The following is a 21,044-nucleotide window of genomic DNA, read 5'->3' on the forward strand; positions in this document are numbered from 1 at the left end:
CCCCTGGAGTCCAGGGGGCCGCCGCCTTCGTACGTCTGTCTGTCGCCCGCAGCTCTAGCTGAAGGAGTCGCCGCAGGCGCAGGAGCCCGTGGCGTTGGGGTTGTCGATCGTGAAGCCCTGCTTCTCGATGGTGTCGACGAAGTCGATGGAGGCGCCGCCCAGGTAGGGAGCGCTCATCCGGTCGGTGACGACCTTCACGCCGTCGAAGTCCTTGACGACGTCGCCGTCGAGCGTGCGCTCGTCGAAGAACAGCTGGTAGCGCAGGCCCGAGCAGCCGCCGGGCTGTACGGCGACGCGCAGCGCCAGGTCGTCCCGGCCCTCCTGCTCCAGCAGGCCCTTCACCTTGGCCGCGGCGGCGTCCGACAGGAGGATGCCGTCGCTCACGGTGGTGGTCTCGTCCGATACGGACATCTGCTTCTCTCCCGGGTTGTACGGAGACTGCTTGCCGACGGTTGCAACCGGCGGGGCCGCGGATTCATTCCGGGCCGAGCGCTTACGTCTTACCCCCTCATGCTCGCACATGGTCTCCCCCGGGGCACCGGTCCCGGCGACGGCGAATGCGTCACATCGACACTATGGCCATCGTCAAACTGACGTGAAGCGGTTATGATAGATAACGTCAATTAGACGAAAACTCGTCTGCAGAAGAGAAAGGGTAGGTGTCGTCGTGACCACCGCCCAGTCCCCCGGGGACCTCGTGGACCTCGATGTGCAGCCCACGCCGCTCGCCCTGCTCCTGCTCGGCCGTGAGGCCGACCCCAAGAGCGAGCGGGGCGTGGACTGCCCCGGCGACCTGCCGTCCCCCTCCGACCCGGACCTGGTGGAGCGCGCCCGGGCCGCCAAGGAGAAGCTCGGCGACAAGGTCTTCGTCCTCGGCCACCACTACCAGCGCGACGAGGTCATCCAGTTCGCGGATGTGACCGGCGACTCCTTCAAGCTGGCGCGCGACGCCGCGGCGCGGCCCGACGCGGAGTACATCGTCTTCTGCGGTGTGCACTTCATGGCCGAATCGGCGGACATCCTGACGACGGACGACCAGAAGGTCGTGCTGCCCGACCTGGCCGCCGGCTGCTCGATGGCCGACATGGCCACCGCCGAGCAGGTCGCCGAGTGCTGGGACGTGCTGACCGACGCCGGCATCGCCGAGCGGGTCGTCCCCGTCTCGTACATGAACTCCTCGGCCGACATCAAGGCGTTCACCGGCAAGCACGGCGGCACGATCTGTACGTCGTCCAACGCCAAGCGCGCCCTGGAGTGGGCCTTCGAGCAGGGCGAGCAGGTGCTGTTCCTGCCCGACCAGCACCTGGGCCGCAACACCGCCGTGCGCGACATGGGGATGTCCCTGGACGACTGCGTGGTCTACAACCCGCACAAGCCGAACGGCGGCCTGACCGTCGAGCAGCTGCGCGGCGCGAAGATGATCCTGTGGCGCGGCCACTGCTCGGTGCACGGGCGCTTCTCGCTGGAGTCGGTCGCGGACGTGCGCGCGCGCATACCGGGCGTGAACGTCCTGGTGCACCCGGAGTGCAAGCACGAGGTCGTGGCCGCCGCCGACCACGTCGGTTCCACGGAGCACATCATCAAGACCCTGGAGGCCGCGCCCGCCGGGTCGAAGTGGGCCATCGGCACGGAGCTGAACCTCGTCCGCCGCCTGGCGAACCGTTTCGCCGCGCAGGACAAGGAGGTCGTCTTCCTGGACAAGACGGTCTGCTTCTGTTCGACGATGAACCGGATCGACCTGCCGCACCTGGTCTGGACGCTGGAGTCGCTGGCCGAGGGCAAGCTCGTCAACCAGATCGCGGTGGACCGCGAGACCGAGCAGTTCGCGAAGCTGGCGCTGGAGCGGATGCTGGCGCTTCCGTAGGGTCACGCCGGTCAGCGGTAAGGGGCGTCCGCCATGGCGGGCGCCCCTTACGTCATCCCCAGTCGCCGCCAGTCGTTCCCCGGTCACTCCACCCGTGGGCGCACCAGGCCCGACTCGTAGGCGATGACGACGAGTTGGGCGCGGTCGCGCGCCCCGAGCTTGGCCATCGCGCGGTTCACATGGGTCTTCACGGTGAGCGGACTGACCTGGAGGCGCTCGGCGATCTCGTCGTTCGAGTGCCCCCCGGCGACCTGCACCAGGACCTCCCGCTCGCGGGTGGTGAGGGCGTCCAGGCGCTCGCCGCGCACCGCGCCCTCGCCGTCCCCGTCGCCGCCCTGCGCCAGGAACTTGGCGATCAGCCCTTTGGTGGCCACCGGGGAGAGCAGCGCCTCGCCCGCCGCCGCGATACGGATGGCGCCGAGCAGCTCCTCGGGCTCCGCGCCCTTGCCGAGGAAGCCGGAGGCGCCCGCCCGCAGCGACTGCACGACGTACTCGTCGACCTCGAAGGTCGTCAGCATCACCACCCGCACCTGGGCCAGGGCGGGGTCGGCGCTGATCATGCGGGTGGCGGCCAGGCCGTCCGTGCCGGGCATGCGGATGTCCATCAGGACCACGTCCGCCCGCTCCGAGGCGGCGAGCCGCACCGCCTGGGCGCCGTCGGACGCCTCGCCGACCACCTCCATGTCGGGCTCGGAGTCGACGAGCACCTTGAACGCGCTGCGCAGCAGCGCCTGGTCGTCGGCGAGCAGTACGCGGATCGTCACGCGGTCCCTTCCTTTGCCGGGGTGAGGGGGACGACCGGCAGGATCGCATGGACGCGGAAGCCGCCGCCGTAGCGGGGGCCGGCGGAGCAGCTGCCGCCGAGGGCGGTGACGCGCTCGCGCATGCCGAGCAGGCCGTGCCCGCCGCCGTCGGCGCCGGGGCCCCCGTCCGGGTCCCGCTGCCCCTCGCCGTCACCGGCCCGGCCCGGCCCCGGGCCGTCGTCGAGGACGGTGACCTCGACGTTCGGGCCCACCCGCACGACGCTCACCTCGGCCTTGGCGCCCCGCCCCGCGTGCTTGCGCACGTTCGTGAGCGCCTCCTGGATGATCCGGAACGCGGCGAGGTCGACGGCCGCCGGGAGGTCGAGGCCGACCTGGCCGAGGGCGACCTCCACGGGCAGCCCCGCGTTGCGGAAGGTCTCGACCAGCTCGTCGAGCCGGTGCAGGCCGGGGGCCGGCTCGGTGGGCGCCTCGGGGTCGCCGCTCTGGCGCAGCAGACCGACGGTGGCGCGCAGTTCGTTGAGCGCGGAGCGGCTGGCGTCGCGTACGTGGGAGAGGGCCTCCTTCGCCTGGTCGGGCCGCTTGTCCATGACGTGCGCGGCGACGCCCGCCTGCACATTGACCAGGGCGATGTGGTGGGCGACCACGTCGTGCAGGTCCCGGGCGATGCGCAGCCGCTCCTCGGCGACGCGCCGCCTGGCCTCCTCCTCCCGGGTGCGCTCCGCCCGCTCGGCGCGTTCCCTTATGGCGTCCACGAAGGCGCGCCTGCTGCGCACCGCGTCGCCCGCGGCGGCGGCCATGCCGCTCCAGGCGAAGATGCCGAGGTTCTCCTGGGCGTACCAGGGCAGCGGTCCCGAGAGCATGGCGACGCCGGTGAGGCCGGTCATGGTGACCAGGCCGACGCGCCAGGTCGTCGAGCGGTCCGTGGTGGCGGCCACGGTGAACAGGGCGACGACCGCGGACATCACGACGGGCGCGCGGGGATCGCCCGTGAGCAGCTCCGTGACGGACGCGGCGCAGGTCACGGCGAGCACCGCCCAGGGGGCGCGGCGGCGCAGGACGAGGGCGAGGGCGCCGAAGGCCATCAGGAGCAGGCTGGGGGCGTCGGGCGCGCGGGTGCCCCAGGTGGGTCCGTGCTCCCCGTAGGGCTCGGCGAAGGAGCCGACGACCATGAAGACGAGGACGGCGCAGGCGAGCGCGGCGTCCACCGCCAGCGGGTGCGCCTTGGCCCAGCAGCGGCCTCTGCCCAGCGTGGTCAACTTCCGCTCTTCCGTCGCGTTCTCCGCCGCGGGTCCCGCGGTCGGGCCATCTCGCGCCCACGCGGCGGGGCCGCGCCGGGGGCTCAGCCCGGGATCAGGCCGTCGTCGCCCAGCATGGCCCGGACCTCGTCGAGCGTCGCGTCCGGCGCGGGCAGGATCAGCTCGGAGGGCTCCAGCGCGTCGTCCGGGAGCGGTTCGCCGAGCTCGCGGACCCTGTCCAGGAGCGCGTGGAGCGTGCCGCGGAAGCCGACGGGGTCGCCGCCCTCCAACTCCGCGAGCAGTTCGTCGTCCAGCTTGTTCAGCTCGGCGAAGTGGCTGTCGGCCAGCTTCACCTGGCCCTCCCCCATGATCCGTACGATCATGTCGTCCTCCTCGGACGTGAGCGGTACCCGTGCCGCCGCGCGACTACTGCTTGTCGAAGCGCGGAGTGTCCTGCGGCTGCTGCTGCGACCTGGGCTGCCCCTGGCCGCCCTCGATGGCCTGCTGGCCGGCGCCGGAGCCGCCCGCCAGCTCCGCCTTCATGCGCTGCAGCTCCAGCTCCACATCCGTACCACCGGAGAGGCGGTCCAGCTCGGTCTGGATGTCGTCCTTGGCCAGTCCGGAGGAGTCGTCGAGGGCGCCGGAGGCGAGCAGTTCGTCGATCGCGCCGGCCCGCGCCTGGAGCTGCGCGGTCTTGTCCTCGGCGCGCTGGATCGCCATGCCGACGTCGCCCATCTCCTCGGAGATGCCGGAGAAGGCCTCGCCGATGCGGGTCTGCGCCTGCGCGGCGGTGTACGTCGCCTTGATCGTCTCCTTCTTCGTGCGGAAGGCGTCGACCTTGGCCTGGAGGCGCTGCGCCGCGAGGGTGAGCTTCTCCTCCTCGCCCTGGAGCGTCTGGTGCTGCGTCTCCAGGTCGGTGACCTGCTGCTGGAGCGCGGCCCGCCGGGAGAGGGCCTCGCGGGCGAGGTCCTCGCGGCCGAGGGCGAGCGCCTTGCGGCCCTGGTCCTCCAGCTTGGCGGACTGGCCCTGGAGCTGGTTCAGCTGCAGTTCCAGGCGCTTGCGGGAGGTCGCCACGTCGGCGACGCCGCGGCGGACCTTCTGCAGCAGCTCCAGCTGCTTCTGGTAGGAGTAATCGAGGGTTTCGCGCGGATCCTCGGCCCGGTCAAGGGCCTTGTTCGCCTTCGCGCGGAAGATCATCCCCATACGCTTCATGACACCGCTCATGGGCTTCGCGCGCCCCCTTCTGACGGACTTCCAGCTCCAGGTACTGCTCAGAACCCACAGTACGGGCCCTGCATCCATTACCGCACTGTTCGCGTGCGGATGCGCTCATCCCCAAGGACGACTGCGTACGGCCCGGCTCCGGCGTAAGGAGTAGGTGTACCCCTGTGAAGACGCCCGGTGTTGCCGGATCGTTCCCCATGGGACGGGGGTCCATGCCCGGCGCACCACGTACCCTTGGGTTTTGTGTTCCGTAGCCGATCCAAGGAAGAGAAGGCCCCGGCCGCGCAGGCGCCGGTGACCGACTCCAAGCAGCCCCGTGACCCGCAGGCCCCCAAGGGCCGCCCCACCCCCAAGCGCTCCATGGCACAGTCGCAGCGCCGCGGCGTGACCAATACGCCGACGTCGCGCAAGGAGGCGGCGAAGCGGCAGCGCGACGAGCGCCGTGCGCAGATGGCCAAGCAGCGCGAGGCCCTGGCCAGCGGTGACGAGCGGTTCCTGCCCGCCCGTGACAAGGGCCCGGTGCGCAAGTTCGCGCGCGACTTCGTGGACTCGCGCTTTTGCATCGCGGAGTTCTTCCTGCCGCTCGCGGTGATCATCCTCGTCCTCAGCATGGTCCGCGTGCCCCAGCTGCAGAACATCGCGCTGCTGCTCTGGCTCGTCGTGATCGTGCTGATCGTCCTGGACTCCGTGGTGACCGCGTTCCGCCTGAAGAAGCGTCTCGCCGAGCGCTTCCCGAGCGAGAACAAGAGGGGCGCCGTCATGTACGCCCTGATGCGTACGCTCCAGATGCGTCGGCTCAGGCTGCCGAAGCCGCAGGTCAAGCGCGGAGCGCGGCCCTGAGCGCATTCACCGGCGGGGCCGGTGCCTGGCTGGAGAAGCTGGGCGGTCTGCGCAATGCCGTACGCCAGGAGCTGGTGGCCCGCCAGCTCGACGAGCAGATAGCCGCCCGCTTCCCCGTGGGGCAGCGGCTGCGGGTGCTGGACGTCGGCATGGGCCAGGGCACGCAGGCGTTGCGGCTCGCCCGCGCCGGGCACAAGGTGACGGGGGTCGAGCGGGACCCCGAGATGATCGCCGCCGCCCGCGAGGCGCTCGCCGCGGAGCCCGAGGGCATCCAGGGTCGGGTGCGGCTCGTGCAGAGCGACGGCCACCAGACCGGGGCGCACTTCCTGCCGGGCAGCTTCGACGTGGTGCTCTGCCACGGCGTCCTGATGTACGTGGAGGAGCCCGACGCCCTGCTGGCCGGGCTGGCCCGGATGCTGGCCCCCGGCGGGCTGCTCTCGCTCCTCGTGCGCAACGCCGACGCGCTGGCCATGCGGCCGGGGCTCGGCGGCGACTGGAGCGGCGCGCTGGCCGCCTTCGACTCCGTCGCCTACCGCAACCGGCTCGGCCTGGACGTGCGGGCCGACCGCCTCGACGCGCTGTCGTCGACGCTGGCGGGCATCGCGGCGCCGCTGCAGACCTGGTACGGCGTGCGGGTCTTCACGGACACCGCCGAGGACGGCGCGCCGCTTCCCCCGCACGAGGAGCTGGAGGCGCTGCTGGCCGCCGAGGAGCGGGCCGGGCGCACCGACCCCTACCGGCGGGTCGCCGCGCTGCTGCACCTGTGCGGGGTACGGGATTGAGCACCGCGGGCGCCTGAAGTGCGGGCGTGTGGGAGGCGGCGGCCGGAGTCCGGTCGCCGCCTCCCGCGCGTCGGCCACCGGGTGCCTCGCCCCGGTCGGGCCGCAGGACTAGGCCTGCGCGTCCTCGGCGTCCTGCGGGTGCAGGCTCATCGGGCCGTAGATCTTGGTCGTGTCCTCGAAGAGGGACACCTGGTCGGCGCCGCCCTCGGACAGTTCCTTCCAGTACTCGCCGACCCAGGACTCCGCGTCGCCCTGGGTGGTGAACTCCTCCGGCTGCACCGCGGGCTGGACCTCCGTCCCGTCCGCCTTCTCGAACCGCCACGTCCATGCCGCCATGTCAGCCTCCCGAGGGTTCCGTGGCGGTCTGAGGAACCGCCTGAATCCGCCTGAAGCCTAGCCGGACGCGCGGCCCCGGACCCGACGCGGGAGGATCTTCGTGTGGAACTGACTCTGCTCGGCACCGGCGCCCCCGAAGGACTGCCCCTCCCCGGCTGCCCCTGCGCGGCCTGCGCGACCGCTCTGGGCGGCGCGGCGCGCGCCGCCACCGCGCTGCTCGTGGACGGCGTCCTGCTGCTCGACCTCACCCCGGGAGCCGCCCTCGCGGCCGCCCGCGCGGGACACTCGCTCGGCGGTGTGCGCCAGGTCCTGCTCTCCCATCCGCACGACGGACCCGCCGTGGAGGTCCCGGCCGGCCTCCCGCAACCCGTACGGGGCGCCGACGGGCGGGAGTTGACGCTCCTGACCGGTCACCGGGTGCGCGCGGTGGCGCTGGACGCGCCCGGCTCCGGTTACGAGGTGACGGGGCCCGACGGGGAGCGGCTGCTGTACCTGCCGCCGGGCGGCGCTCCCGCGGGGCTCGGCGAGGGGAACGGCTCGGCGGCGGCGAACGGCGGGCGCGGGACGTACGAGATGATCGTCGGCGATGTGCTCGGGCGCCCCGACGGGCTGGCCCGGCTGCGCGCCGCCGGCGCCGTCGGCCCGACCACGGATGTGATCGCCGTCCACATCGGCCACAAGGTGCCCCCGGGCGCCGAGTTGGCGCGCCGGCTCGCGGCGGCGGGCGCGCGGGCGGTGCCGGACGGGACGACGCTGGTGGTCGGCGCCTACGAGGACGTGCCGGACGTGCCGCGCCGCACCCTCGTCCTCGGCGGCGCCCGCTCGGGCAAGTCCGTGGAGGCCGAGCGGCGCCTGGCGGCCTTCCCCGAGGTGCTGTACGTGGCGACGGGCGGGACCCGCGGCGGCGACGCCGAGTGGGCGGACCGGGTGAGCCTGCACCGGGAGCGGCGCCCCGGTTCGTGGCGGACCGCCGAGACCTGCGACCTGGTGCCGCTGCTGGCGCAGGACGGGCCGCCGCTGCTGATCGACTGCCTGTCGCTGTGGCTGACCCACGCCATGGACGAGGTGGGCGCGTGGGACGACGCGCGGTGGGCGGGCGGCGGCGAGCGGGCGCTGCGGGGGCGGATCGCCGAGCTGGCCGACGCGGTGCGCGCCACCCGGCGCACGGTCGTCGCCGTGTCGAACGAGGTCGGCTCGGGCATCGTCCCGGCGACCGCGTCGGGCCGCCGCTACCGGGATGAACTGGGGCGCCTGAACGCCGCGTTCGCCGCCGAGTGCGAGCACGTCCTGCTCGTGGTGGCGGGCCAGGCCCTCCCGCTGCGCGCCTGACCCGGCCCGCCGTGTCGGGCGTGCGCCTCGGCCCTCGTACGTCAGTCGTCCGCGCCGCGGCGTGCGAGGAGGCGGTAGGCGTTGGAGAAGCCGGTGCGGGTGAGCAGGGGGGCCAGGAGCGCGTCGAGCAGCAGGGCGAGGGCGAGCAGGGGCAGGCAGGCCCCCCAGGCGGCGCGGCGGAGCCGCAGCCTCAGGGGGTGCGCGGGTCTGGCGCGCCAGGGGACGTCGGCCCGGGGCAGGCAGCGGTTGAGCAGGAGCGCGAGCGCCCCGCCCAGGTCGGCCGGGACGTGCGCCGCGCGGCGCTCGACGCCGACGACGGTGAAGCCCAGCTCCTCCAGCTCCCGGCGGAGGTTGGCGAGCGGGATGAGGTGCAGGTGCCGCGGCTGGGCGTACGAGGGCCACCACTTGCCGAGCACTTTCGCGTACCGGCAGCCGGGGTCGGTGGTCTCGATCATCAGGTGTCCGCCGGGGCGCAGGGCGGCCTTCGCGGCTCTCAGCTCGGCGCGCGGATCGGGCGCGCGCTCCAGCTGGTGGAACAGGCTCAGGGCGTCGTAGCGGCCGGCGAGGGCGTCCGCGAGGCCGGTGAGGGTGCCGCGGTGGCCCTCCTCGACGCGGCCGCGGCGCACGGCCTGCTCCACGCCCCGGCCCGGGTCGAGCCCGTCGAAGGACGTGTACGGCAGGACCTGCCGGGCGAGGGCCGGGAAGCGGGCCCGGCCGGTGCCGACGTCCAGCCAGCACTCGGGCTCGTCGAGGGCGCGCATCGCGCGGGCGCGGGCGAGGTGGCGCCGGTCGGTGGGCCGGACGCCGACGAGCGCCGCCGCGGCCTTCGCGCCGAGCCCGGCGCGCAGGTCCCGGTCGGAGGAGTCCCGGCGGTAGAACTCCTGGCCCTCGGGGGTGAGGCGGGGGTTCTGGAACAGGTGGGCGCAGTTGGCGCAGCGGTCGAGCGTGAAGGCGCCCGGCTTGTGCTGGATCAGGTCGGCGGTGCGCAGCCGGATCCGCAGCCGGGGCGAGCCGCACCACGGGCAGTCGGCGCTGCGGGGCTCGTGGAACCGTTCGGTGCCCCCGGCGAGTGCGGCGAGGTAGGCGGGGCGTCGTTGGGCCACACGCTGGGCGACGTCCAAGGTCGTACTCCTGAAGTCGGTTTTGACGCGTTCGGTCCGGCAATGACGTTATGTGCCCCATACGCGAGAACTCGTAACCGCTCGTCAGGCCGGACCGCCTGTGGGGTGCAGGGCCCGGGCCGTTCGAACACGGGCGCCGCGCGTGCCGGTACTGTTCGGCGAATGAGTTCGCTGAATCTCGACGACTTCACCGACCTGATCGAGCGGCCCGACGGCGGGGTGCGCCGCGACGCCGAGGAACGCAGGGAGCGGCAGACCGTGCCGCCCGGCGCCCTGGGGCGCCTCGACGAGCTGGGCGAGTGGCTGTCGGCGGCGCAGTCCGCGGTGCCGGTCCGGCCCGTGGAGCGGCCGCGCGTGGTGCTCTTCGCCGGTGACCACGGGGTCGCCGGGCTGGGTGTCTCGGCGCGGCCCGCGGGCGGCGCCACCGCGCTCGTGCGCGCCGTCCTGGCCGGCGAGAGCCCCGTCGCCGTGCTCGCGCGCCGCCTCGACGTGCCGGTCCGGGTCATCGACATGGCGCTGGACTGCGACCCGGCCGAGCTGCCCGCCGAGGTGACGGGGTACCGGGTGCGGCGCGGGTCGGGGCGTATCGACGTCGAGGACGCGCTGAGCGCCGAGGAGGCCGAGCGGGCGGTGCGCGCGGGCATGGCCGTCGCCGACGAGGAGGCCGACTCGGGCACCGACCTGGTCGTGCTCGGGGACGTGAGCGTCGGCGGCACGACGCCCGCCGCGACGCTGATCGCCGCGCTGTGCGGCACCGACGCGTCCGTGGTGACCGGGCGGGGCGGCGAGCCCATCGACGACCTGGCGTGGATGCGCAAGTGCGCGGCGGTGCGCGACGCCCTGCGGCGGGCCCGGCCCGTGCTCGGCGACCAGTTGGAGCTGCTCGCCGCGGTCGGCGGCGCCGACCTGGCCGCGATGACGGGGTTCCTGCTCCAGTGCGCCGTGCGGCGTACGCCGGTGATCCTCGACGGTGTCGTGGCGTCGGCGGCGGCGCTGGTGGCCCAGCGGGTCGCCTTCCGGGCGCCGGACTGGTGGCTCGCGGGGCACGACAGCGGGGAGCCCGCGCAGGCCAAGGCGCTGGACCGGATGGCGCTTGAGCCGCTCCTGGGGCACGGGGTGCGGGTCGGCGAGGGAACGGGGGCGCTGCTCGCGCTGCCGCTCGTGCGGGCCGCCGCCGCGCTCTGGGCGGAGCTGCCGGAACGGGCCGCCGAGCCCGAGGCCGCAGCGGGGGCCACCCCGGGGAGCGGAGCGGTGGCCGAGGCCGGGAGCGGCGCGCAGGCCGTGGCGGAGGTCGGAGCGGGGCCGGCGGGACCGGCGGTCGAGCAGGCTCCCTGAGGGCCGGGGCGGCGGCCTCGATCTTGCCCATATGATCCCTTTTCATGGGAGATGAGCAAGTCGTTGCCGGACGACAGAAGCCACGCACCGTCACACAGCGCCGCGCCGCGGGGTTCACCGTCTGGTACCTCCGCGCCGTCACGTTCGTCAACTTCCTCAGCGCGGTCTGGGTCTCCCTCGGGCAGGACGTGCGCCAGCACAACACGGAGGACTACTACACCCCGTACCTGCTGACCGCCGGCTTCGCCTCGGGGGCGCTCACGCTGTTCCTGGCGATCACCATGCGGCGCCGCAAGCGCGCCGCGTGGATCCTCAACCTGGTGCTCAGCGGCCTCCTCCTGCTGCTCCTGGCCCTCGTGGTGGGCTTCTTCCCGGAGGTGCGCCGGTACGCGCAGAACTGGATCTCCCTGGTCCTGACCGCCGCGTTCGTCGCGGCGCTGATCGTCGGGCGCCGCGAGTTCTACGCCAAGGGCGACCGCTCCAACCCGAAGCTGGCCTGCGCCGTCGCCGCCGGCGGGCTCCTGGTGACCTCGCTGATCGCCGCGCTGCTGGTCACCGTCACCAACCACGCCGACGACGACTACCGTTCGACCTTCCTGGACCGCTGGCGCTACGGCACCATGCGGCTGGTCTCGCTGGCCGCCGACGACCGGCGCTTCGAGGGCATCGCCACGCCCGGCTGGGTCAACGTCACCATCAACGTCCTGAGCACGCTGCTGCTGTGCGCCGTCCTGTACGCCGCGTTCCGCTCCCGCCGGGCCGTCGACCCGCTCACCGAGGACGACGAGGAGCGGCTGCGCGCGCTGCTCGACCAGCACGGCGAGCGCGACTCGCTCGGCTACTTCTCGCTGCGCCGCGAGAAGAGCGTCGTGTGGTCACCGACCCGCAAGGCGGCGGTCGCCTACCGCGTCGTCGGCGGTGTCTCACTGGCCTCCGGCGACCCCATCGGCGACCCGGAGGCCTGGCCCGGCGCGATCGAGCCCTGGCTCACCGAGGCCCGCGAGCACGGCTGGCTCCCCGCCGTGATGGGCGCGAGCGAGGAGGCCGGCACGATCTACGCCCGGCACGGCCTGGACGCCCTGGAGCTGGGCGACGAGGCCATCGTGGAGACCGCGGAGTTCTCGCTGGAGGGGCGGGCGATGCGCACCGTCCGCCAGGCGTACAACCGCGTGAAGCGCGCCGGGTACACCGTCCGCGTCCGCCGCCACGAGGACATTCCGCAGGACGAGATGGCGCGGCTGCTGCGCCTCGCCGACGACTGGCGCGACGGCGCCACCGAGCGCGGGTTCTCGATGGCCCTCGGGCGGCTCGGCGACCCGGCGGACGGGCGGTGCGTGATGCTGGAGTGCACCGACGGGGAGGGCAGGCTGCGGGCGGTGCTCTCCTTCGTGCCGTGGGGGCCGCACGGGCTCTCCCTCGACCTCATGCGGCGCGACCGCGACTCCGAGAACGGCCTGATGGAGTTCATGGTCATCGAACTCCTCCAGCGCGCCCCCGAGATCCAGATCACGCAGGTCTCCCTCAACTTCGCGATGTTCAGGTCCGTCTTCGAACGTGGCTCGCGGCTCGGTGCGGGACCGGTCCTTCGCCTGTGGCGGTCGCTGCTCAGCTTCTTCTCGCGGTGGTGGCAGATCGAGTCCCTCTACCGCGCCAACGCCAAGTACCGGCCCATCTGGGAACCGCGCTTCCTCCTCTTCGAGAAGAGCGGCGACCTGCCGCGCATCGCCATCGCGGCGGCGCGCGCGGAGGGTTTCCTCGAAGCGCCGGGCCTGCCGAAGCTGCTGCACCGCAAACACCTGGAGTCGAGACGATGAGCGCCCTGGCCCGCCGCGCCCGCGCCGAGTGGGGACCGCTGTCCTCCGCCGTGCGGGACGGGCTCACCGCCCACCGGTGGCGGGCCGCGCCCATGACGCCGGCGGCCGTCTGCCTCACCGCGCTCCTCCAATGCGTCCAGAACCAGTCCTGGGGCTACCAGTTCGTCCAGAACGTCGGCTCCGTGCGCGCCGAGGATCCCCTGTGGCTCGCGCTGGCGCGCACCCCGCTCTCCCTCTTCGTGCCCGCGCTCGACCTGCCGGTGTGGGGGGCGCTCGCCCAGATCCTGCTCGTCTTCGGCATCGCGGAGATCTGCCTCGGCTGGTGGCGCACCCTCCTCATCGGCTACGCGGCCACCCTCGCCGGCACGCTCTACGCGCGCGTGGGCATCGAGCTGGGCCCCGGCCACCCGCTCGGGCTCCCCGCCTCCGACGCCCGGGTCGTCGACACGGGCCCGTCCGCCGCCGTCGTGGGCCTCGCGGTGTACCTGTGCTGGCGGTACCGGGCGTACGTCACGGCCGCCCTGGTGGTCGCCCTGATGGCCGTCGAGGTGATCGTCAAGAACAACCTGGCGGGCAAGGAGCACCTGGCGGCGATCGCGGCCGCGCTGGCGCTCTGCGCGGTCACCGCCCTGCGTCACCGGGGCGGCGGTGGGCGCTCGGGGGCGCGCTCCCCGGACCGCCCGGAGTCGGGCGAGAAGCCGCCGATCCAGTCCTGAAGTCTGCGGCGCGGGCCGGCCCAGCGGCGGTCGTGCCGGAAGGCGCGCAGCCCCGCACGCGCGCGTGCCCGGTGCCGGCGGCGGTAGAACCGCCGCGCCCACGCCGAGCCCGGCCGGGCAAGACGGACGGCACCGACCAGCGCGACGAACGGGACCACCAGGCCGATCAGGGCCGTGCGCAGCTTGCCCTTGAGAAGCGCCACCAAGGCGAAGACGCAGTTCAGAGCGATGTCCAGGACCAGCAGCCCACGGTTTTGCCGCTCCCCCGGTGTCAGGTCGTCGACCCCGAACGGCGTGAAGCCGGTGAGCACCAGCACCACCAGGGCGGCCGTGAGCATGACGGCCTCCACGCTCTTGCGGCCCTGCTCGCTCCAGTAGACGTCGTCGAGGTGGAGGATCAGCGCGAACTCGTCCAGCACGAGCCCCGCGCCGATCCCGAAGACGACGGCGGCGTACAGCGGCCCGGCGCCCTGCTGCCCGGCGGCCACCGCCCAGAATCCGCCCACGAGCATCAGGAAGATGCCCGGTACGACGTGGTGGATGTGCACCTCGCCCGAGCTGATGTCGCGGAAGGGCCCCTTGCCCGCCCGGATGAGCCGGGTGACCGTCCGGGTGACCAGGAACGACCCCACGAAGGAGAGCAGGGCGAGCAGCAGCGGCAGTTTCCCCGGCTCGACGATGTTCCGGTACCACCAGTCGCTCATGCGGCCATCCTCTGCCCCGCACGAGTGATCCGCAGGGCGGGCGTGCCCTCGGGGTAGCCTTCCGCGGTGTCCACCTCCTCCCCCGCCGACGGCATACGTTTCGCCTTCGGCACCCTCACCGCGCTCCCCGTCCGCGTCACCCGCTGGGACCGGGGGGCCGCGCGCGCCGGCATGCAGTGGGCGCCCCTCGCCGGCCTGGTGATCGGCCTGGCCGCCGCGGGTACCGGCGCCGCACTGGGCCTGCTCGGCGGCGGACCGCTGCTCGCCGCGGTGGCGACCGTCGCCACCCCCGCCGCCCTCACCCGCGGGCTGCACCTGGACGGCCTCGCGGACACCGCCGACGGCCTGGGCAGCGCCCGGCCCGCCGAGGACGCGCTGCGCATCATGAAGCAGTCCGACATCGGGCCCTTCGGCGTCATCACGCTGCTGTTCGTCCTGCTGGCCCAGGTCGCCGTGTTCCACCGGCTCTACGAACGCTCCTGGGCCGCGGGCGCCGTCGCCGCCGTCGTCTCGGCCGCCGCCGCCCGCCTCGCGCTCACCCTGGCCGCCCGCGCCTCGGTGCCCCCGGCCCGCCCCGAGGGCCTCGGCGCGGCCGTCGCCGGGGTCGTGCCGCGCGGCCGCGCGCTGCTGGTCACGGCGCTCGTCCTGGCCGGGGCGGCGGCAGCGGGCGCGCCGCTCGGGGCGTACGACGCCGTGCGCTGCGCGATGGCCGTCCTCCTGGCCGTCGGCGCCGCCGAGCTGCTGCTCCGACACTGCGTACGGCGGTTCGGCGGGGTCACCGGGGACGTGTTCGGGGGCCTCGCGGAGACGGCGGCGACCACCGCTCTGGTGGTGCTCACGCTCGGCTGAGACCCCGCCGCGGCAGGGCCCCGGTGGGCGCGACACCGCACCGAACACACACAGTGAGGCGCACCGCAGCACTCACGGGCGTAGGCTCGCGACGGGCTCACCACCCCGCAGCCCGTCGAAACTCAACCGAAAGAGGACCTCACCACCGTGACTGCTCTGACTCTCAGCACCGCCGCGGCGTCCGGCCTGCGTGCCGACGCGATCGTCGTCGGTGTCGCGAAGGGCTCTGGCTCCAAGGGGACTCTGGTCGTCGCGCCCGGCGCCGAGGCCGTGGACAAGGCGTACGACGGCAAGCTCGCGTCCGTCCTGGAGACCCTCGGCGCCTCGGGCGGCGAGGGCGAGGTGACGAAGCTGCCCGCGCCGTCCGGCTTCAAGGCGCCGGTCGTCGTCGCGGTCGGCCTCGGCGGGGTCCCGGAGAAGGACGAGACGTACGGCACGGAGGCGCTGCGCCGCGCCGCCGGTGTCGCCGCGCGCGCCCTGACCGGCTCGAAGAAGGCCGCGTTCGCCCTGCCCGTCGAGGACGCCGACGACCTCTGCGCCATCGGCGAGGGCGCGCTGCTCGGCGCGTACTCCTTCGTCGCCTACAAGGACCAGGGCGACGCCAAGGACGCGAAGAAGAACGGCAAGGGCGCCAAGGCGCCGCTCGCCGAGATCACCCTGCTCGGCGGCAAGCCCCGCGACAAGGCGTACAAGGCCGCCCTGGAGCGCGCCACCGCCGTCGCCGAGGAGCTGAACCGCGCCCGCGACCTCGTCAACACCCCGCCGAACGACCTCGACCCCGAGGCCTTCGCGGCGGTCGCCACCGCGGCCGCCAAGGAACACGGCATCAAGATCCAGGTGCTCGACGAGAAGGCGCTCCTCAAGGGCGGCTACGGCGGCATCCTCGGTGTCGGCGCCGGCTCGGACGCCCCGCCGCGCCTGGTGAAGCTCTCGTACACGCACTCCAAGGCCAAGAAGCACCTCGCCTTCGTCGGCAAGGGCATCACGTACGACTCGGGCGGCATCTCGCTGAAGCCCGCCGGTCACAACGAGACCATGAAGTGCGACATGGCCGGTGCCGCGGCGGTCTTCGCCGCCGTCGTCGCCGCCGCGCGCCTGGGCCTGGAGGTGAACGTCACCGGCTGGCTGGCGCTCGCCGAGAACATGCCCTCCGGCTCCGCGACCCGCCCCGGCGACGTGCTGCGCATGTACAGCGGCAAGACCGTCGAGGTCCTGAACACCGACGCCGAGGGCCGTCTCGTCCTCGCCGACGCGATCGCCAAGGCCTCCGAGGAGCAGCCGGACGCGATCGTCGACGTGGCGACCCTGACCGGCGCCATGATGGTGGCGCTCGGCAACCGCACCTTCGGCATCATGGCCAACGACGACGCCTTCCGTACCTCGGTGCACGAGATCGCCGAGGAGGTCGGCGAGCCGTCCTGGCCCATGCCGCTCCCCGCCGAGCTGCGCAAGGGCATGGACTCCCCCACCGCCGACATGGCCAATATCGGCGACCGGATGGGCGGCGGCCTGGTGGCCGGCCTCTTCCTGAAGGAGTTCGTGGGCGAGGGCATCATCTGGGCCCATCTGGACGTCGCGGGCCCCGCCTACCACGAGGGCGCGCCGTTCGGCTACACGCCCAAGGGCGGCACCGGCACCGCGGTGCGCACCCTGGTCCGCCTGGCGGAGCGCACCGCCGCGGGCGACCTCGGCTGAGCCGGGCAGCACGCCTCGGGGCTCCGGACGTATCCGCGTCCGGGGCCCCGCACGTTCCCGCGCGCGAAGCCCCGTTCGATTTCGCCCTCGACGAAATCCGCGGGTCCGCGCGCGGGGCAACCGCTGTGAGACGGCTGATCGGACGTCTCACAGCCTGGCCCGGCGTCCCGTCTCCCGTCGACAAGTGCGAAGATGGGTTCTCGGCAGGACAGGGCCCCCACCAAAGGGCCGAAACAAGAGCGGCCGAATACCAGCCGACCGACCGGTCGTCCCCACGCACGGGGTCCGGCGTACGGCGCACATGCATGGAGGACGTGACGTGGCGAACGACGCCAGCACCGTTTTCGACCTAGTGATCCTCGGCGGCGGTAGCGGCGGTTACGCCGCGGCCCTGCGCGGAGCGCAGCTGGGCCTGGACGTCGCCCTGATCGAGAAGAACAAGCTCGGCGGCACCTGCCTGCACAACGGCTGCATCCCCACGAAGGCGCTGCTGCACGCCGGTGAGATCGCCGACCAGGCACGCGAGGCCGACCAGTTCGGCGTGAAGGCCACCTTCGAGGGCATCGACATCGCGGCCGTCCACAAGTACAAGGACGACGTGATCTCCGGCCTCTACAAGGGCCTGCAGGGTCTCGTCGCCTCCCGCAAGGTGACCTACATCGAGGGTGAGGGCAAGCTCTCCTCGCCGACCTCCGTGGACGTGAACGGCTCGCGGATCCAGGGCCGCCACGTCCTGCTCGCGACCGGCTCCGTGCCGAAGTCGCTGCCGGGCCTGGAGATCGACGGCAACCGCGTCATCTCCTCGGACCACGCGCTGACCCTGGACCGCGTGCCGCAGTCCGCGATCATCCTGGGCGGCGGCGTCATCGGCGTCGAGTTCGCCTCGGCGTGGAAGTCCTTCGGCACCGACGTCACGGTCATCGAGGGCCTCAAGCACCTCGTGCCGGTCGAGGACGAGAACAGCTCCAAGCTTCTTGAGCGCGCGTTCCGCAAGCGCGGCATCAAGTTCAACCTCGGCACGTTCTTCGAGAAGGCCGAGTACACCGAGAACGGCGTGCGCGTCACCCTCGCCGACGGCAAGACCTTCGAGGCCGAGGTCCTCCTGGTCGCCATCGGCCGCGGCCCGGTCTCGGCCGGTCTCGGCTACGAGGAGCAGGGCGTCGCCATGGACCGCGGCTACGTCCTGGTCGACGAGTACATGCAGACCAACGTGCCGACCATCTCGGCCGTGGGCGACCTCGTCCCGACCCTCCAGCTCGCGCACGTCGGCTTCGCCGAGGGCATGCTGGTCGCGGAGCGCCTGGCCGGCCTCAAGCCCGTCCCGGTGGACTACGACGGCGTGCCCCGGGTGACGTACTGCCACCCCGAGGTCGCCTCCGTGGGCATCACCGAGGCCAAGGCCAAGGAGATCTACGGCGCGGACAAGGTCGTCGCCCTCAAGTACAACCTCGCGGGCAACGGCAAGAGCAAGATCCTCAAGACCGCGGGCGAGATCAAGCTCGTCCAGGTCAAGGACGGCGCCGTCGTGGGCGTCCACATGGTGGGCGACCGCATGGGCGAGCAGGTCGGCGAGGCCCAGCTGATCTACAACTGGGAAGCGCTGCCGGCCGAGGTCGCCCAGCTCATCCACGCCCACCCGACGCAGAACGAGGCGCTGGGCGAGGCCCACCTGGCCCTCGCGGGCAAGCCGCTGCACTCCCACGACTGACGTCAGTCACCGGGCGCGACGACCAGACTTTCCGCTTCCCCAAGCTCTCGACTTCGCTCGAGCAGGGGAGTCCCCATCCGTAAGGAGCAACCGAAACCATGGCGGTTTCCGTATCCCTTCCGGCGCTCGGCGAGAGCGTCACCGAGGGCACTGTCACCCGTTGGCTGAAGGCCGAGGGTGAGCGCGTCGAGGCCGACGAGCCGCTGCTCGAGGTCTCGACCGACAAGGTCGACACCGAGATCCCCTCCCCGGCCGCCGGCATCCTGGCGTCCATCAAGGTCGCCGAGGACGAGACCGTCGAGGTCGGCGCCGAGCTGGCCGTCATCGACGACGGCTCCGGCGACGCGGGCGGCTCGGCCGCCCCGGCGCAGGAGGAGGCCCCGGCGGCCCCCGCCCAGGAGGAGGCCCCGGCCGCCCCCGCGCAGCAGGAGGCCCCCGCCCAGGCCGAGGCGCCCGCCGCCCCGGCGCAGTCCGGCGGTTCCGCCGAGGGCACCGAGGTCACCCTGCCGGCGCTCGGTGAGAGCGTCACCGAGGGCACCGTCACCCGTTGGCTGAAGGAGGTCGGCGAGGAGGTCGCGGCCGACGAGCCCCTCCTGGAGGTCTCGACGGACAAGGTCGACACCGAGATCCCCTCGCCCGTCGCGGGCGTGCTCCTGGAGATCGTCGTCGGCGAGGACGAGACCGCCGAGGTCGGCGCCAAGCTCGCCGTCGTCGGCGCGCCCGGTTCCGCCGCGGCTCCGGCCAAGGAGGAGGCCCCGGCCGCCCCCGCGCAGCAGGAGGCCCCGAAGCAGGAAGCCCCCGCGCAGGAGGCCCCCAAGCAGGAGGCTCCCCAGCAGGAGGCCCCGAAGCAGGAGGCTCCGGCCAAGGCCGAGGCGCCCGCCGCCCCGGCCGCCCAGGCCCCCGCCGCCCAGGCCGCGCCCGCCGCTGCCGCCCCGGCTCCGGCCAAGGCCGCGGCCCCGGCCCCGTCGGCTCCCGCCGCCCCGGCCCGGCCCACCCCGGCCGACGACGGCGCGTACGTGACCCCGCTGGTGCGCAAGCTGGCCTCCGAGAACGACGTGAACCTCTCCGAGGTCAAGGGCACCGGCGTCGGCGGCCGCATCCGCAAGCAGGACGTCATCGCCGCCGCCGAGGCCAAGCAGGTCGCCCCGGCCCCGGCCGCCGCCGCGCCGAGCGCCCCCAAGGCCCCGGCCCTGGAGGCGTCCCCGCTGCGCGGTCAGACGGTCAAGATGACCCGCATGCGCAAGGTCATCGGCGACAACATGATGAAGGCCCTGCACTCGCAGGCCCAGCTGACCTCGGTCGTCGAGGTCGACATCACCAAGCTGATGAAGCTGCGCGCCAAGGCCAAGGACGCCTTCGCCGCCCGTGAGGGCGTCAAGCTGTCCCCGATGCCGTTCTTCGTCAAGGCCGCCGCCCAGGCGCTGAAGGCCCACCCGGTCATCAACGCCCGGATCAACGACGACGAAGGCACCATCACGTACTTCGACTCGGAGAACATCGGCATCGCCGTGGACGCCGAGAAGGGTCTGATGACGCCGGTCATCAAGGGTGCGGGCGACCTGAACATCGCCGGCATCTCCAAGAAGACCGCCGAGCTGGCCGGCAAGGCCCGTGGCGGTGGCCTCACCCCGGACGACATGTCCGGCGCCACCTTCACGATCTCCAACACCGGCTCGCGCGGCGCCCTGTTCGACACGGTCATCGTGCCGCCGAACCAGGCCGCCATCCTCGGCATCGGCGCCACCGTCAAGCGCCCGGTCGTCATCAACCACCCCGACCTCGGCGAGACCATCGCCGTGCGGGACATGACGTACCTGTCGCTGTCCTACGACCACCGCCTGGTCGACGGCGCCGACGCCGCCCGCTACCTGACCGCCGTCAAGGCGATCCTGGAAGCCGGCGAGTTCGAGGTCGAGCTCGGCCTGTAGTCAGGTCGCGGGTGAGGCTGTAACACTCGTCTCATCAGCGCGTACGCCCCCGTCCGGAGTCTTCCGGTCGGGGGCGTCGCCGTATTGTCTAGGGGTCACACGCCCTTGGGGCCCGCAGCCCCCGCCGGAGGAGCTCTCATGACCGCGCCCGTCGTTCACTCGCTGCGCGAACAGATCCGCGAGCACATCGTGGAGGGGATCGTCAGCGGGCGCTGGAAGCCGGGCGAGCGCATCGTGGAGCGGCGGATCGCCGTGGAGCTGGAGGTCTCGCAGACCCCGGTGCGGGAGGCGCTGCGCGAGCTGGAGACGCTGCGGCTCATCGAGTCGGCGCCCAACAAGGGTGTGCGGGTACGGAACTTGACGGCCGCCGACCTGGAGGAGAGCTACCCGGTCAGGGCGGGCCTGGAGGCGATCGCCGCGGAGCTGGCGGCGGAGCGGCTGGCCGAGGACTGCTCGGCGCTGGAACCCCATGTGGCGGCCCTCTACGAGGCGGACCGCGCCGCCGACGGCACCGGGCAGGTGCGGCACACGGTCGCCTTCCACCGGGAGCTGGTGCGGGCGGCGGACAACTCGGTGCTCCTGCACACCTGGGAGGGTCTCGGCATCGAGGTCTTCACGGCGCTGTCCATCCGGTGGCTCGGCACGGTCCAGCAGTCGTACGCGGAGGAGCACGAGGCCCTCGTCACGGCCTTCCGGCGCCGGGACCCCGCGATCGCGGAGCTGGTCAAGTCGCACGTCCTCGGCTGCGCGCCGCGCGCCTGACCGACGCGCTCATGCGTGAGGCGGGGGCCGCAAACGTG

General features: G+C 73.2%; 20 protein-coding genes. 12 read left to right on the forward strand and 8 right to left on the reverse strand.

The annotated features are described in order from the left end of the window. Positions 1–54: 54 nt before the first annotated feature. Complete coding sequence (locus tag ACZ516_RS01905) at positions 55–411, reverse strand: HesB/IscA family protein (RefSeq protein ID WP_030786960.1); 357 nt, start codon at positions 409–411, stop codon at positions 55–57. 256 nt (positions 412–667) lie between these two features. Here ACZ516_RS01905 and nadA point away from each other — a divergent pair, with 256 nt between their 5' ends. Further along, complete coding sequence (gene nadA / locus ACZ516_RS01910; RefSeq protein WP_358584025.1) at positions 668–1,864, forward strand: quinolinate synthase NadA; 1,197 nt, start codon at positions 668–670, stop codon at positions 1,862–1,864. A gap of 83 nt (positions 1,865–1,947) precedes the next feature. On the opposite strand, the gene ACZ516_RS01915 is transcribed toward nadA, so the two are convergent. From ACZ516_RS01915 to ACZ516_RS01930, 4 genes are all read right to left on the reverse strand, one after another. Then, positions 1,948–2,628 (reverse strand): response regulator transcription factor, encoded by a 681-nt coding sequence (locus tag ACZ516_RS01915; protein WP_358584023.1) that lies wholly within the window; start codon positions 2,626–2,628, stop codon positions 1,948–1,950. Further along, on the reverse strand, positions 2,625–3,884 hold the full coding sequence (locus tag ACZ516_RS01920; protein WP_361081761.1) for a sensor histidine kinase: 1,260 nt from the start codon (positions 3,882–3,884) through the stop codon (positions 2,625–2,627). Before ACZ516_RS01920 ends, ACZ516_RS01915 begins: the two co-directional genes overlap by 4 nt. Positions 3,885–3,967: 83 nt before the next feature. Then, positions 3,968–4,246, reverse strand: a complete 279-nt coding sequence (pspAA, locus tag ACZ516_RS01925) for a PspA-associated protein PspAA (protein ID WP_358584020.1) — start codon at positions 4,244–4,246, stop codon at positions 3,968–3,970. Between the two features lie 43 nt (positions 4,247–4,289). Beyond that, a complete protein-coding gene (locus ACZ516_RS01930; protein ID WP_358584018.1) occupies positions 4,290–5,087 on the reverse strand; it encodes a PspA/IM30 family protein in 798 nt (265 codons plus the stop codon). A 243-nt stretch (positions 5,088–5,330) separates the two neighbouring features. Between ACZ516_RS01930 and ACZ516_RS01935 the strand changes: the two genes are divergently transcribed. Next, positions 5,331–5,927 (forward strand): DUF3043 domain-containing protein, encoded by a 597-nt coding sequence (locus ACZ516_RS01935; RefSeq protein WP_361081767.1) that lies wholly within the window; start codon positions 5,331–5,333, stop codon positions 5,925–5,927. A 74-nt stretch (positions 5,928–6,001) separates the two neighbouring features. Then, positions 6,002–6,709: a class I SAM-dependent methyltransferase gene (locus ACZ516_RS01940; RefSeq protein WP_361081769.1), complete on the forward strand. Its 708-nt coding sequence runs from the start codon at positions 6,002–6,004 to the stop codon at positions 6,707–6,709. Positions 6,710–6,817: 108 nt separating this feature from the next. Here the strand turns inward: ACZ516_RS01940 and ACZ516_RS01945 are convergent, their stop codons facing one another. Next, positions 6,818–7,045: a hypothetical protein gene (locus ACZ516_RS01945; protein ID WP_358584012.1), complete on the reverse strand. Its 228-nt coding sequence runs from the start codon at positions 7,043–7,045 to the stop codon at positions 6,818–6,820. Positions 7,046–7,147: 102 nt separating this feature from the next. Here ACZ516_RS01945 and ACZ516_RS01950 point away from each other — a divergent pair, with 102 nt between their 5' ends. After that, the gene (locus ACZ516_RS01950) at positions 7,148–8,374 is read left to right on the forward strand and encodes a bifunctional adenosylcobinamide kinase/adenosylcobinamide-phosphate guanylyltransferase (RefSeq protein WP_469008037.1); all 1,227 of its coding nucleotides are present in this window, start codon (positions 7,148–7,150) and stop codon (positions 8,372–8,374) included. A gap of 41 nt (positions 8,375–8,415) precedes the next feature. Here ACZ516_RS01950 and ACZ516_RS01955 read toward each other — a convergent pair whose 3' ends face one another. Beyond that, positions 8,416–9,495, reverse strand: coding sequence for a class I SAM-dependent methyltransferase (locus ACZ516_RS01955; protein WP_361081773.1), 1,080 nt, complete (start codon positions 9,493–9,495; stop codon positions 8,416–8,418). A gap of 162 nt (positions 9,496–9,657) precedes the next feature. On the opposite strand from ACZ516_RS01955, the gene cobT reads away from it, so the two are divergent. From cobT to ACZ516_RS01970, 3 genes are read left to right on the forward strand one after another with little or no spacing between them, the layout of a single operon-like run. Then, positions 9,658–10,830, forward strand: a complete 1,173-nt coding sequence (cobT, locus tag ACZ516_RS01960) for a nicotinate-nucleotide--dimethylbenzimidazole phosphoribosyltransferase (RefSeq protein WP_358911299.1) — start codon at positions 9,658–9,660, stop codon at positions 10,828–10,830. 44 nt (positions 10,831–10,874) lie between these two features. After that, a complete protein-coding gene (locus tag ACZ516_RS01965) occupies positions 10,875–12,644 on the forward strand; it encodes a phosphatidylglycerol lysyltransferase domain-containing protein (protein ID WP_469008038.1) in 1,770 nt (589 codons plus the stop codon). After that, a complete protein-coding gene (locus tag ACZ516_RS01970; protein WP_469008040.1) occupies positions 12,641–13,360 on the forward strand; it encodes a hypothetical protein in 720 nt (239 codons plus the stop codon). Before ACZ516_RS01965 ends, ACZ516_RS01970 begins: the two co-directional genes overlap by 4 nt. On the opposite strand, the gene ACZ516_RS01975 is transcribed toward ACZ516_RS01970, so the two are convergent. Further along, positions 13,279–14,064 carry a hypothetical protein gene (locus ACZ516_RS01975; RefSeq protein ID WP_361081780.1) on the reverse strand — a complete coding sequence of 262 codons (786 nt, stop codon included), beginning with the start codon at positions 14,062–14,064 and terminating at the stop codon, positions 13,279–13,281. The two genes, ACZ516_RS01970 and ACZ516_RS01975, sit on opposite strands and share 82 nt — an antisense overlap. A gap of 66 nt (positions 14,065–14,130) precedes the next feature. Here ACZ516_RS01975 and ACZ516_RS01980 point away from each other — a divergent pair, with 66 nt between their 5' ends. The 5 genes from ACZ516_RS01980 (at position 14,131) to ACZ516_RS02000 (ending at position 21,006) form a co-directional block, all read left to right on the forward strand. Further along, positions 14,131–14,913 (forward strand): adenosylcobinamide-GDP ribazoletransferase, encoded by a 783-nt coding sequence (locus ACZ516_RS01980; protein WP_469008041.1) that lies wholly within the window; start codon positions 14,131–14,133, stop codon positions 14,911–14,913. Between the two features lie 147 nt (positions 14,914–15,060). Then, entirely contained in the window at positions 15,061–16,608 is a 1,548-nt protein-coding gene (locus ACZ516_RS01985; RefSeq protein ID WP_358585666.1) for a leucyl aminopeptidase, read from the forward strand. Positions 16,609–16,927: 319 nt separating this feature from the next. Beyond that, complete coding sequence (gene lpdA, locus ACZ516_RS01990; protein WP_358585664.1) at positions 16,928–18,316, forward strand: dihydrolipoyl dehydrogenase; 1,389 nt, start codon at positions 16,928–16,930, stop codon at positions 18,314–18,316. A gap of 98 nt (positions 18,317–18,414) precedes the next feature. Then, complete coding sequence (sucB, locus tag ACZ516_RS01995; RefSeq protein ID WP_469008043.1) at positions 18,415–20,244, forward strand: 2-oxoglutarate dehydrogenase, E2 component, dihydrolipoamide succinyltransferase; 1,830 nt, start codon at positions 18,415–18,417, stop codon at positions 20,242–20,244. A 138-nt stretch (positions 20,245–20,382) separates the two neighbouring features. Beyond that, complete coding sequence (locus ACZ516_RS02000; protein WP_358585662.1) at positions 20,383–21,006, forward strand: GntR family transcriptional regulator; 624 nt, start codon at positions 20,383–20,385, stop codon at positions 21,004–21,006. The last annotated feature ends 38 nt before the right edge of the window (positions 21,007–21,044 follow it).

Source organism: Streptomyces sp. NPDC034037, from assembly GCF_055575715.1.